The sequence below is a fragment of the Burkholderia ubonensis genome (assembly GCF_001718695.1).
In the GTDB taxonomy this organism is placed as follows: Bacteria; Pseudomonadota; Gammaproteobacteria; order Burkholderiales; family Burkholderiaceae; genus Burkholderia; species Burkholderia ubonensis_B.
In genome coordinates, this window is sequence record NZ_CP013420.1 from 2778986 (window position 1) to 2791880 (window position 12895).

11 protein-coding genes are annotated in these 12895 nt (G+C 69.9%); 8 read left to right on the forward strand and 3 right to left on the reverse strand.

Features of this window, described 5'->3' with window-relative positions; translation table 11 throughout:
- Positions 1-6 precede the first annotated feature (6 nt).
- Positions 7-951 (reverse strand): transcriptional regulator GcvA, encoded by a 945-nt coding sequence (locus tag WJ35_RS12675; protein WP_060235908.1) that lies wholly within the window; start codon positions 949-951, stop codon positions 7-9.
- 102 nt (positions 952-1053) lie between these two features.
- Here WJ35_RS12675 and WJ35_RS12680 point away from each other — a divergent pair, with 102 nt between their 5' ends.
- From WJ35_RS12680 to WJ35_RS12705, 6 genes are all read left to right on the forward strand, one after another.
- Positions 1054-1380, forward strand: coding sequence for a DUF2917 domain-containing protein (locus WJ35_RS12680; protein ID WP_060235910.1), 327 nt, complete (start codon positions 1054-1056; stop codon positions 1378-1380).
- Positions 1381-1463: 83 nt separating this feature from the next.
- Positions 1464-2210, forward strand: coding sequence for a lipoyl(octanoyl) transferase LipB (gene lipB / locus WJ35_RS12685; RefSeq protein WP_060235911.1), 747 nt, complete (start codon positions 1464-1466; stop codon positions 2208-2210).
- Complete coding sequence (gene lipA / locus WJ35_RS12690) at positions 2203-3195, forward strand: lipoyl synthase (protein ID WP_060235913.1); 993 nt, start codon at positions 2203-2205, stop codon at positions 3193-3195. Before lipB ends, lipA begins: the two co-directional genes overlap by 8 nt.
- A gap of 333 nt (positions 3196-3528) precedes the next feature.
- Positions 3529-4581: a taurine ABC transporter substrate-binding protein gene (gene tauA, locus WJ35_RS12695; RefSeq protein ID WP_069239435.1), complete on the forward strand. Its 1053-nt coding sequence runs from the start codon at positions 3529-3531 to the stop codon at positions 4579-4581.
- A gap of 27 nt (positions 4582-4608) precedes the next feature.
- The gene (locus WJ35_RS12700; protein ID WP_060235915.1) at positions 4609-5430 is read left to right on the forward strand and encodes a taurine ABC transporter ATP-binding protein; all 822 of its coding nucleotides are present in this window, start codon (positions 4609-4611) and stop codon (positions 5428-5430) included.
- Entirely contained in the window at positions 5430-6398 is a 969-nt protein-coding gene (locus tag WJ35_RS12705) for an ABC transporter permease subunit (RefSeq protein ID WP_060235918.1), read from the forward strand. The genes WJ35_RS12700 and WJ35_RS12705 overlap by 1 nt, the downstream gene beginning before the upstream one ends.
- A gap of 28 nt (positions 6399-6426) precedes the next feature.
- On the opposite strand, the gene ggt is transcribed toward WJ35_RS12705, so the two are convergent.
- Both ggt and WJ35_RS12715 read right to left on the reverse strand, forming a co-directional pair.
- Entirely contained in the window at positions 6427-8316 is a 1890-nt protein-coding gene (gene ggt, locus WJ35_RS12710) for a gamma-glutamyltransferase (RefSeq protein WP_060235920.1), read from the reverse strand.
- A gap of 71 nt (positions 8317-8387) precedes the next feature.
- Entirely contained in the window at positions 8388-9350 is a 963-nt protein-coding gene (locus WJ35_RS12715; protein ID WP_010090562.1) for a LysR family transcriptional regulator, read from the reverse strand.
- 177 nt (positions 9351-9527) lie between these two features.
- Here WJ35_RS12715 and WJ35_RS12720 point away from each other — a divergent pair, with 177 nt between their 5' ends.
- Both WJ35_RS12720 and WJ35_RS12725 read left to right on the forward strand, forming a co-directional pair.
- Positions 9528-11654, forward strand: a complete 2127-nt coding sequence (locus WJ35_RS12720; RefSeq protein ID WP_060235922.1) for a 3-hydroxyacyl-CoA dehydrogenase NAD-binding domain-containing protein — start codon at positions 9528-9530, stop codon at positions 11652-11654.
- Positions 11655-11683: 29 nt separating this feature from the next.
- A complete protein-coding gene (locus tag WJ35_RS12725; RefSeq protein WP_069239259.1) occupies positions 11684-12892 on the forward strand; it encodes an acyl-CoA dehydrogenase family protein in 1209 nt (402 codons plus the stop codon).
- Positions 12893-12895: the final 3 nt, after the last annotated feature.

The following is a 12895-nucleotide window of genomic DNA, read 5'->3' on the forward strand; positions in this document are numbered from 1 at the left end:
GCGCGCTCACGCGGCGGCGGATCTCTCCGCCGCGCGGCGCGCATCCAGTTCGCCGCACAGCAGCTTGAATTCGGCGACTTCCTGCAATATCCACGTCCTGAACGCCTGCACGCGCGGCGTACCCAGCAGCGGCGGCGGGCACACGAAGAAATAATTCCACGGGCTCGGCCCGTCGATGTCGAACAGGCGCACGAGGCGCCCCAGCCGCAGCTCGTGCACCGCGAGCGAGCGCCGCACGAGCGCGATGCCCTGGCCGTCGATCGCCGCCTGCAGCAGGTTCGACGAATCCTGGTACAGGATTCCGCGCTTCGGCTCCGTCAGCGTATCGAGGCCCGCCGCGTCGAACCACGGCCGCCACAGCTCGTCGTCCGAGCGCAGCAGGTTGTAGCGGGCCAGATCCGCGGGCGTCTTCGGCAGCACGCCGCCGTTCAGCGTCGGCGCGCAGGCCGGGAAGAACGCCTCGTCGAGCAGCGGCTCCACGTACAGCCCCGGATAGGAGCCGAATCCGAAGCGGATCGCGATGTCGACGTCGTCGCGCGCGAAATCGGTGAGGGTGTTGGTCGACTGCAGCTCGACGTCGATCTCCGGATGCCGCTCGATGAACGAGCCGATGCGCGGCGTCACGAAGCGCGCCGCGAACGATGACAGCATCGAGATCACCAGCCGCCGGTCACGGTCGCTCGCGCGGACTTCGCGCGTCGCCTCGACGAGCATCATCAGCGCGGTGCGGACCTGCTGCGCGTAGCGGATGCCGGCGTTGGTCAGGCACAGGCGCTTGCCGTTGCGCGTGAAGAGCTGCACGCCGAGCTCGTCCTCGAGCGCGCGCACCTGGTGGCTGACCGCCCCGTGCGTGACGAACAGCTCGTCGGCGGCGCGCGAGAAGTTTTCGTGGCGGGCGGCGGCCTCGAACGCGCGAATCGCATTCAGCGCGGGGAGATGGCGCAGGTCCATTTGCTAATTTTCCTCACATCGACGTGAAATTTGGTCGTTTGGTCGGACGCCTTGGGATGACTACGATTGTAGCCATCGAAGCATTTTTTGGCGGAGCCCATCATGCAAGAAATTTCTTCAAGCATCACGTTCGAGATCCCCCCCGGCGAAACCGTTCCGATGCGGGTGCGGCGCAGCACGCGGCTGACGGTCCAGTGCGGGCCGGTGTGGGCGACGCGCAGCAACGACGTCGACGATTACTTCCTCGTGGACGGCGAAACGCTGCGGCTGCGCCGCGGCGAGCGTCTGTGGCTGAGCGCCGAGGGCGCGCAGAGCGCGTGCGTCGCGTTCTCGGTGTCGCGGCCGCCGAAGGAAGTCGCGCTGACGGGGTTCGCCCGGCTGCGCGAGCGCGTCGCGGCGCTGTTGCAGGACGGGTGGCGCACCGTCTGATGCCGCTCTGATCAGACGGATGCCGTCGATCCGTCCCTTTCGATAGCCGGCGAGACCCATGGGTTTTCGGTAAACTACCGCCCATGTCCGTCTCGCCGGTTTCCACTGTGTCCACGCCTGTCGCCGCACCCGATTCGCCCGCAGCCCAACCGGTCCCGCCGGTGACGGTACGCTGGCGCGGCGTCGAGCCGTACGACGCGAGCTTCGACGCGATGCGCGCGTTCACCGATGCGCGCACCGCGGACACCGGCGACGAAATCTGGGTGGTCGAGCATCCGCCCGTCTACACGCTCGGGCAGGCGGGCGATCCGGCCCACCTGCTGGTCGCCGACAGCGGCGTCCCGCTCGTGCGGGTCGACCGCGGCGGGCAGATCACCTATCACGGCCCCGGCCAGATCGTCATGTACCTGCTGCTGGACTTGCGCCGGCGCAAGCTGATGGTCCGCACGCTCGTGACGAAGATCGAGGAGGCCGTGATCGAAACCCTCGCGGCGTATAATCTCGCTTCGGTCCGCAAGGCGGGCGCGCCGGGCATCTACGTGGCGTCGGGCCTTCACGAGGGCGCGAAGATCGCGGCCCTCGGCCTGAAGATCCGCAACGGCTGCAGCTATCACGGGCTGAGCCTGAACGTGAAGATGGATCTGCGCCCGTTTCTCGCGATCAATCCGTGCGGCTATGCCGGACTGGAAACCGTCGACATGGCGAGCCTCGAGGTTGCCGCCGACTGGAACGACGTCGCCCAAACGCTGGTGCGCCGTCTGATCGCCAACCTCGACGGCGCATCCGCGGCCGCCGACAAGCCGCAGGCACTGGAACATTCGAATGACTGACGTTACCGCTTCCCCCGCACCGGCCGATTCGGCCGCGACCCCGGCCTACGATCCGACCGCCAAGCAGAAGGCGCAGGCGAAGACGGCGCGCATCCCGATCAAGGTCATTCCGATCGAGCGGCTGAAGAAGCCCGAGTGGATCCGCGTGAAGGCGGCCACCGGCAGCTCGCGCTTCAACGAGATCAAGACGATCCTGCGCGAGCACAACCTGCATACGGTGTGCGAGGAAGCGAGCTGCCCGAACATCGGCGAGTGCTTCGGCAAGGGCACCGCGACGTTCATGATCATGGGCGACAAGTGCACGCGCCGCTGCCCGTTCTGCGACGTCGGCCACGGCCGTCCCGACCCGCTCGACGCCGACGAGCCGAAGAACCTCGCGCGCACGATCGCTGCGCTGAAGCTCAAGTACGTGGTGATCACGAGCGTCGACCGCGACGACCTGCGCGACGGCGGCGCCGCCCACTTCGTCGAGTGCATCCGCGAAGTGCGCGAGCAGTCGCCGGAAACGCGCATCGAGATCCTGACGCCGGACTTCCGCGGCCGCCTCGACCGCGCGATCTCGATCCTGAACGCCGCGCCGCCGGACGTGATGAACCACAACCTCGAAACGGTGCCGCGCCTGTACAAGGAAGCGCGCCCCGGCTCGGACTACGCGCACTCGCTGAAGCTCCTGAAGGACTTCAAGGCGCTGCATCCGGACGTCGCGACGAAGTCGGGGCTGATGGTCGGCCTCGGCGAGACGGAACAGGAAATCCTGCAGGTGATGCGCGACCTGCGCGCGCACGACGTCGACATGCTGACGATCGGCCAGTACCTGCAGCCTTCCGAGCATCACCTGCCGGTGCGTGCGTACGTGCATCCGGACGTCTTCAAGATGTACGAGGAAGAGGCGTACAAAATGGGCTTCACGCACGCGGCCGTCGGCGCGATGGTGCGGTCGAGCTATCACGCCGATCTGCAGGCGCATGGGGCCGGGGTGGTCTGAGCGTCTTTGCTTCGTCGTCGGACGAGTCCGGAAAAGCCCGCAGCGATGCGGGCTTTTTTGTTTGCGCGTCGTCTTCGACCAATGGCCCTCATCGGGGCCGCTACGGCCGTTAATGGCCCTCGCGAGAGCTGTTACGTCACTGCGTCGTGCGAGGCAATCAGACACGCCCCCGCACGACAATCGCCACCCCACCGGACGCGCGATCCAATCCAGCGTGGAAAGCAAAGCCGAAACGTCGTCGATAGCTTCGCAGGATAAGTTCGCTTCCGCCGCGCGCAAACCTCCTATAGTCGGCTCTCTCGTTGAATCGCCAGAATGCCGAAGGAGAGCCGCATGCCCCGTTTCAGCCTCATCCGCCGCGCGGTCGTCGCGCTGACCGCGCTGACCGCGCTCGCCGGGCTGACCGCGCTCGCCGGCTTTGCCGCGCCCGGCGCGGCGCACGCCGAATCGCGCGAGGTCGTGATCGCGTACCAGGACATGGTCGTCCCGTGGCGCTATGCGCAGGCGAGCGGCGAGGTCGAAAAGGCGACCGGCTACAAGGTCACGTTCCGCAAGCTCGACAGCGGCGCGGACGTGATCCGCGCGCTCGCGTCCGGCTCGGTGCAGCTCGGCGAGGCCGGCTCGAGCCCGATCGCGGCCGGCCTGTCGCAGGGGCTCGACATCTCGCTGTTCTGGGTGCTCGACAACATCAACGACGCCGAGGCGCTCGTCGCGCGCAACGGCTCCGGCGTGACGAGCATCGCCGCGCTGAAGGGCAAGAAGATCGGCGTGCCGTTCGTGTCGACGTCGCACTTCCACACGCTCGTCGCGCTGCAGGCCGCCGGCGTGAATCCGAACGACGTGAAGATCGTCAACCTGCGTCCGCCCGAAGTCGCGGCCGCATGGACGCGCGGCGACATCGACGCGACCTACATCTGGGATCCAGTGCTCGCGAAGGTCAAGCAGTCCGGCACGGTGCTGACGACGTCGGGCCAGGTCGCGAAGCAGAGCGGCAAGGCCACCTTCGACGGCTTCGTCGTGAGCCGCAAGTTCGCGCGCGAGCACCCCGAGTTCGTCACGCGCTTCGTCAAGGTGCTCGCGGCGGCCGACGCCGATTACCGCGCGCATGCTGCCGCGTGGAAGGTCGGCTCGCCGCAGGTGGCGGCCGTCGCGAATGTATCGGGCGCGAACGTCGCCGATGTGCCGGCGAGCCTCGCGCTCTATGCATTCCCGACGCCGGCCGAGCAGGCGTCGCCGACGTGGCTCGGCGGCGGCGCGCAGTCGGGCGCCGCGAAGTCGCTCGCGGCGACGGCCGCGTTCCTGAAAGCGCAGGGCACGATCCAGACGGTGCTCGCCGACTACTCGGTCGGCGTCGATCCGCAGTTCGTGCAGAAGGCCGCGCGCTGAGCGCGGCGACGTATCGCGGAGCCACACATGAGCACGCTCGAAGTCCGTCAGGTATCGGTCGCCTATCCGGGCGAGCGCGGACGTCCGACGACGCAGGCGCTCGCGCAGGTCGACCTGCGCATCGACGCCGGCGAATTCGTCGTCGCGCTCGGCGCGTCGGGTTGCGGCAAGACGACGTTGCTGAACTGCATGGCCGGCTTCGTCGCGCCGACGACCGGCGACGTGCGGGTCGACGGCGTGCCCGTGACGGGCCCCGGCGCGGACCGCGGCGTGGTGTTCCAGAAATACGCGCTGCTGCCGTGGCTCGACGTGCTCGACAACGTCGCGCTCGGGCTGCGCTTCGCCCGCGTGCCGAAGGCCGAGCGCGCGGCGCGCGCCCGGGAGATGCTCGCGCTCGTCGGGCTCGGGCGCCATGCGCATGCGCGCGTCTACGAGCTGTCGGGCGGGATGCAGCAGCGCGTCGGCATCGCGCGCGCGCTCGCGAGCGATCCGCGCGTGCTGCTGATGGACGAGCCGATGGGCGCGCTCGACGCGATGACGCGCGGCACGATGCAGGCGCTCGTGCTCGACGTGTGGGCGCGCACCGGCAAGACCGTGTTCTTCATCACGCACGACGTCGAGGAGGCGCTGTTTCTCGCGACGCGGCTCGTCGTGATGACGCCCGGCCCGGGCCGGATCGCCGAGACCTTCGACCTGCCGTTCGCGCGCCGCTACGTCGAATCGCGCGACGCGCGCGCGGTGAAGTCGTCGCCCGATTTCATCGCGTGGCGGGAGCGGCTGATCGCGTATCTGCATCGCGACGAAGCGGGCGGAGAAGCGGTTGGAGAAGCCGCCGGGGAAGCCGCGTGATGCGCGAGCTGGCGCGGCAGGGCGCGTCCAGCGGGCGCGGTCGGAACGGCACTTTGCACAGGCAGGACAGCATGAGCACACAGGATTCGTGGGCGGCCGATCGCGCGGCCGCCGGCTTCGAGCAGGATGAACGCACCGCGCCGCCGCACGTCCGCGTTACGCGGCCCGCGTGCGCGTCGCGCCGCTACCGGCTGCCGGGGCAGGGGAAGACGGGCGCGCTGAGCGCGGCGACGGTCGCGGCGCTCGCGGTGCTGTGGTGGGCCGCGACGCATCGGCAATGGCTGCCGCCGCTGTTCCTGCCCGCGCCGGAAGCGGTGTGGGCGGCGTTCGTCGACGCGTGGCACGGCCGCATCCAGGGCGGGCTGCCGCTGTCCGGGCATCTGCTGTGGAGCGCCGCGCGCGTGTTCGGCGCGTTCGTGCTGGCGACCGCGCTCGGCGTTCCCGCGGGAATCCTGATGGGGGTGAGCCGCATCGCGCGCGGCGTGCTCGATCCGCTGCTGGAGTTCTACCGGCCGCTGCCGCCGCTCGCGTATCTGCCGCTCGTCGTGATCTGGTTCGGGATCGACGAGACGGCCAAGCTCGTCGTGATCTTCCTCGCGTGCTTCGCGCCGGTCGCGATGGCGGCGCGCGCGGGCGTGCGGGCCGCGACGGTCGAGCAGATCAACGCCGCGTATTCGCTCGGCGGCAGCTTCGCGCAGATCGTGCGGCACGTGGTGCTGCCGGCCGCGCTGCCGGAAATCCTCACCGGGCTGCGGATCGCGATCGGCTTCGGCTGGACGACGCTCGTCGCGGCCGAGATGGTCGCCGCGACGGCCGGCCTCGGGCAGATGGTGCTGAACGCGTCGAGCTTCCTGCGCACGGACATCGTCGTGATGGGGATTCTCATCATCGGCGCGATCGCGTGGCTGTTCGACCTCGGGATGCGCCGGGTCGAGCGGCGGGTCGTGCCGTGGAAGGGCCGGGGCTGAGCGCGTATGCGTCGTGCGCGCCCGCTGCTCAATCCCCCATCGCAATCCCTTCGCGCCGCGGGTCCGCGCCGCCGAACCAGACCGTCTGCCCCTGCACGTTCAGCCGCTGGATGCCCTGCAGGCCCGAGTTCATCTCGACGACCTGCACGGTGTGGCCGCGACCCTTCAGCGCATCGACGAGCGTGTCCGACACGCGGCCGCGCTCGAGCTGCGTCGGCCCGTTCATGGACCCGAAGTTCGGCAGCGCGATCGCCTGCTGCATCGTCATCCCCCAGTCGAGCACGCCGACCAGCGCCTTCGCGACGTGGTTGATGATCGCCGGCCCGCCCGCGGAGCCGACGATCAGCGTGACCTGCTTCGTCTTCCGGTCGAACACGAGCTCCGGCGACATCGACGAGCGCGGCCGCTTGCCGGCCTGCACGCGGTTCGCGACCGGCCGGCCGTTCTCGGTCGACACGAACGAGAAATCGGTGAGCTGGTTGTTCAGCAGGAAGCCGCGCACCATCATGCGCGAGCCGAACGCATCCTCGACGCTCGTCGTCATCGACAGCGCGTGCCCGTAGCGGTCGACGATCGCGATGTCGGAGGTCGACGGCAGCTCGGGGCTGCGGTCGTCGGCCAGCGCGAGCGTCGCGCCCTGCGGCGTGCCGGCCTGCGCGGCGCCCATGCTGCCGTCGCCGATCAGCCGCGCGCGCTGCGCGAGATAGGACTTGTCGGCGAGGCTCGCCCAGCTGCCGCCCGGCAGCGGCACGAAGTCCGGATCGCCGACGTAGCGCGCGCGGTCCGCATAGGCGAGGCGCCCGGCCTCGCTGAACAGGTGCGCGGCGAACGGCGTCGGCTCGAAGCCGACGTCGTTGCGCACCGGCTTCTGCGCGCCGATCCGCTGCCAGTCGGGCATCGCGTCGAGGATGCCGAGCATCTGCGCGATCGCGAGGCCGCCCGACGACGGCGGCGGCATTCCGCAGACGACCGAGCGTTGGTAATCGGTGCACAGCGGCTCGCGCACCTTCGCCTTGTAGCGCGCGAGGTCCTGCAGCGACAGCAGGCCCGGGTTGGCCGGATGCTTCCTGACCTTGGCCACGATGTCGCGCGCGATCGCGCCGGTGTAGAACGCATTCGCGCCGTGATCGGCGATCTGGCGCAGCACGACCGCGAGCGCCGGGTTCTTCAGGACCGTGCCGGCCGTCTTCGGCGTGCCGTCCGGGTTGTAGAAATACGCGCGCGCGGCCGGGTCCTTCATCAGGTAGCGGTCGTTCGCGATCAGCGTCGCGAGGCGCGGGCTGATCGTGAAGCCGTGCTGCGCAAGCGCGATCGCCGGCTGGAACAGCTGCCGCCACGGCAGCCTGCCGTGCGCGCGATGCGCGGCCTCGAGCATCCGCAGCACGCCCGGCGTGCCGACCGAGCGCCCGCCGACGACGCCTTCGTAGAAGCTCATCGGCTGGCCGGTCGGGCCGTAGAAGAGGCGCTCGGTCGCGGCGGCCGGCGCGGTCTCGCGGCCGTCGTACGCCTGCGTCGCCTTGCCGTCGAAATACAGCATGAACGCGCCGCCGCCGATGCCCGATGATTGCGGCTCGACGAGCGCGAGCACCATCTGCGTCGCGATCGCTGCGTCGATCGCGGTGCCGCCCGCCTTCAGCATCGTGTAGCCGGCCTGCGCCGCGAGCGGATTCGCGGCCGCGATCATGTAGCGCTGCGCGGTCCAGCCCGGCTTGTCGGCCCAGCCGGACGACCGTTCGGGCGCGTGCGCGGCGCTCGCGACGGCGCCGGACGCGGCAACGGGTGCGGTCGTACTGTCGGCGCCGGCGCCGGCGCCGGCGGGCGGCGCGGGGGACGTGCAGGCGGCATTGAGCGCGACGAGCGCAGCGGCGGCGGCAAGCATCGCCCACGAGCGCGGGCGCGGACGAATCCGGTCGGACATTGAACCCTCGGCAGAAGTGAATGCTGAAACGGCGCAACAGGGAACGACAGGGAGCGACAGGCGCCGGCGCGCTATTGTCGCCGCGCCGCGCGCGGCTTGTCATCCGACAGGAAACCCTGACGCAGCGCGTCGGGCCCGCCCCGGCCGGCCTTGCCGGCCTGTTCGAGGACGAACTCTATGAACGTCGCGGTCGCGCGCGTGTGATGCCGGTTCGGCATGTAGAGCATGTACATGTGCGTGCCGAAGATGCTGAGCCGGTACGCGTCGAGCGACGTGACGATCGCGCCGCGCCGCACGTCGTCGTGCACGACGTAGTCCGGCACGATGCCGACGCCGAGCCCGGCGAGGATCGCCTGCCGCAGGAACAGGAAGTTCTCGGAGATCAGCGTCGGCTCGAGCAGCACCTCGTGGCGCTCGTCGCCGAGATACGCGGCGATGCGCAGCTGCCGGCCCATCACCGTCGCGGTGATCACGGGCGCACCGGCCAGCGCGTCGAGGCTCGCGGGCATCCCGTGCGCGGCCGCGAACGCGGGCGACGCGCACGCGACGTAGCGCACCGCGCCCATGTCGCGCGCGACGAGGTTCTGCGGCGGCTCGGACATCACGCGGATCGCGATGTCGACCTCGTCGCGCACGAGATCCTCGACGCGGTTCTCGAACACGACGTCGAGCACGATGCCCGGATGCAATCGCTTGAACGCGAGCAGCCATTCCGACATCACGAGCTGCCCGTAGCCGCTCGGCACCGACAGCCGCACACGGCCCTGCAGGTCCTGGCCGAGCGTCGTCACCGACTCCTGCGCGGCGAGCAGCTCGTTGCGGATGCGCCGGCCGTGCTCGTAGAGCTTCAGGCCGATCTCGGTCGGCTCGATGCGGCGCGTCGTGCGCCGCACGAGCTGCTGGCCGATCGAGCGCTCGAGCTGGTTCAGCCGGTAGCTGACGTTCGCGCGGCTCATCTTCAGCCGCTGCGCAGCCTTGCTGAGATTGCCGGCGTCGAGGATCTCGACCAGCAGCGTCAGCGCGTTCAGGTCCATGCCGAAAGTCTCCTCATCGATCCCTTTTAATGATTCGCCAGCATTCAGTGTCAAGCCGGATTTGACAGCTTGTTAAAGCGCGCTGGAATTGTCAATGAATCTCGATCAATCGAGAATCGTGTCATACCCGGCGTCTCGCCGGAGACTTCTACCGTTTTGCATGGGGCCCGAGACACGATGAACGCATCCACCTCTCCCGATACCGGCACGGTCACGCATGAGCGGCGCGACAAGGTGCTCGTCGTCACGATCGACCATCCGCCCGTCAATGCGCTGTCCGCCGACGTCCGGCGCGGCCTCGCCGACGCGCTCGACGCCGCGCAGCACGACGCCGCGATCCACGCGGTGCTGATCGTCGGCGCCGGGCGCAACTTCATCGCGGGCGCGGACATCCGCGAATTCGGCAAGCCGGCGGCGCCGCCGTCGCTGCCCGACGTGTGCGAGCGGATCGAGTCGAGCGCGAAGCCGGTCGTGGTCGCGCTGCACGGCGCGACGCTCGGCGGCGGCCTCGAAGTCGCGCTCGCCGCGCATTACCGGCTCGCGGTGCCGGGCGCGAAGCTCGGGCTGCCCGAAGTGACGCTCGGCCTGCTGCCGGGCGCGGGCGGCACGCAGCGCGCGCCGCGGCTGATCGGCGCGAAGGCCGCGCTCGACCTGATGCTGTCCGGCCGCCACGCGAGCGCGGACGAGGCGCTCGCGCTCGGCCTCGTGGACCGCCTCGCGCACAGCGACGACACGCTCGCCGAAGGGCTCGCGTACGTGCAGGAGCTGCTGTCGCTCGGCGCGAGCGCGCGGCGCACGCGCGACGCGCAGGGGCTCGCGGACCGCGCGGCCGCGCAAGCCGCGATCGACGCGGCGCGCGCCGAGCTCGCGAAGAAGTCGCGCGGGCTGTTCTCGCCCGCGAAGATCGTCGACGCGGTCGAGGCCGCGCTCACGCTGTCGTTCGACATGGGGATGAGGCTCGAGCGCAGCTTGTTTCTGGCGTGCGTCGACAGCCCGCAGCGCGCGGGCCTCGTGCACGCGTTCTTCGCGGAGCGCGAGGCCGCGAAGGCGCCCGAGGCGCGCCGCGCGAGCGCGCGGCCGGTCGAGCGGATCGGCGTGGTCGGCGGCGGCACGATGGGCGCGGGCATCGCGATCGCGGCGCTCGACGCGGGGCTGCCGGTGACGATGATCGAGCGCGACGACGCATCGCTCGCGCGCGGCCGCGCGCACGTCGAGAAGGTGTACGACGGCCTCGTCGCGAAAGGCCGGATGACGCCCGCCGCGCATGCGGCGCGGATGGCGCGCTTCAAGGGCAGCACGTCGTACGACGCGCTCGCGCAGGCCGACGTCGTGATCGAGGCCGTGTTCGAGGACATCGCGGTCAAGGAGGCCGTGTTCGCCGAACTCGCGCGCGCGTGCAAGCCGGGCGCGGTGCTCGCGACCAACACGTCGTATCTCGACATCGACCGGATCGCCGCGAGCATCGACCGGCCGTCCGACGTGATCGGCCTGCATTTCTTCTCGCCGGCCAACGTGATGAAGCTGCTCGAGATCGTCGTGCCGGCGCGCGTGAGCCCCGACGTCGTCGCGACCGCGTTCGAGCTTGCGAAGAAGCTGAAGAAGACGCCGGTGCGCGCGGGCGTGTGCGACGGCTTCATCGGCAACCGCATCCTCGCCGTCTACCGCACCGCGGCCGACTACCTGATGGAAGACGGCGCGTCGCCGTACCAGATCGACGCTGCGGTGCGTGCGTTCGGCTTCCCGATGGGGCCGTTCCAGGTCGTCGACCTCGCGGGCGGCGACATCGGCTGGGCGGCCCGCAAGCGCCGCGCGGCGACGCGCGATCCGCGCGCCCGCTATGTCGGGATTTCCGACCGGCTGTGCGAACGCGGCTGGTTCGGCCAGAAGACCGGGCGCGGCTACTACCTGTATCCGGACGGCGCGCGCACCGGCACGCCCGATCCGGAAGTGGCGGCGATCGTCGCCGACGAGCGCGCGAGCAAGGGCGTCACGCCGCGCGCGTTCACCGACGACGAAATCCTGCGCCGCTACCTCGCCGCGATGATCAACGAAGGCGCGAACGTCGTGCACGAAAGGATCGCGCTGCGCCCGCTCGACGTCGACGCGGTGTTCCTGCACGGCTACGGCTTTCCGCGCCATCGCGGCGGGCCGATGCATTACGCGGACACGGTCGGCCTCGCGAACGTGCTCGCCGACATCCGCGCGTTCGCGAAGGAGGATCCGCTGTTCTGGAAGCCGTCGCCGCTCATCGTCGAGCTCGTCGCGCGCGGCGCGAACTTCGCGAGCCTGAATCGCCTCGACTGAACGCCCACCGCATCTGCCACGGACCGAACATGGACCTCAATTTCACTCCCGAAGAAGAAGCGTTCCGCGCCGACGTGCAGCGCTTCCTGCAAGAACAGCTTCCCGAGCGCATCTCGCGCAAGGTGAAGGGCGGGCTGCGCCTGACGCGCGACGACATGCGCGAATGGCACGCGATCCTCCACGCGCGCGGCTGGCTCGCGAGCCACTGGCCGCGCGAGCACGGCGGCCCCGGCTGGAGCGTCGCGCAGAAGTTCCTGTTCGACCACGAGTGCGCGCTCGCGGGCGCGCCGCGCATCGTGCCGTTCGGCGTGAACATGCTCGGCCCGGTGCTGATCAAGTACGGCAGCGACGCGCAGCAGCGCTACTGGCTGCCGCGCATTCTCGACGGCTCGGACTGGTGGTGCCAGGGCTACTCGGAGCCGGGCGCGGGCTCGGACCTCGCGGCGGTGAAGACGAGCGCGGTGCGGGGCGTCGACGCGCAGGGCGAGCACTACATCGTGAATGGCCAGAAGACGTGGACCACGCTCGGCCACTACGCGAACATGATCTTCTGCCTCGTGCGCACCGCGACCGACGTGCGCAAGCAGGAGGGCATCAGCTTCCTGCTGATCGACATGAACACGCCCGGCGTCGAGGTGCGCCCGATCATCACGCTCGACGGCGAGCACGAGGTGAACGAGGTGTTCTTCACCGACGTGCGCGTGCCGGCCGAGAACCTCGTCGGCGAGGAGAACCGCGGCTGGACCTATGCGAAGTACCTGCTGACCTACGAGCGCACCAACATCGCGGGCGTCGGCTTCTCGACGGCCGCGCTCGACCGGCTGCGTGCGGTCGCCGCGAAGGTGCGGAAGAACGGCCGGCCGCTCGCCGACGATCCGTTCTTCGCGGCGCGCGTCGCGCGCGTCGAGATCGAGCTCGAGAACATGAAGACGACCAACCTGCGCGTGCTGGCCGCGGTGGCGGGCGGCGGCGCGCCGGGCGCGGAAAGCTCGATGCTGAAGATCCGCGGCACGCAGATCCGCCAGGAGATTACCGCGCTGATGCGGCGCGCGATGGGGCCGTACGCGCAGCCGTTCGTCGACGAAGCGCTCGACGCGGAATACGACGGCGAGCCGGTCGGGCCGGAAGAGGCCGCGAGCGCCGCGCTGCAGTACTTCAACAACCGCAAGCTGTCGATCTTCGGCGGCTCGAACGAGATCCAGAAGAACATCATCGCGAAGATGATGCTCGGCTTGTAAGGA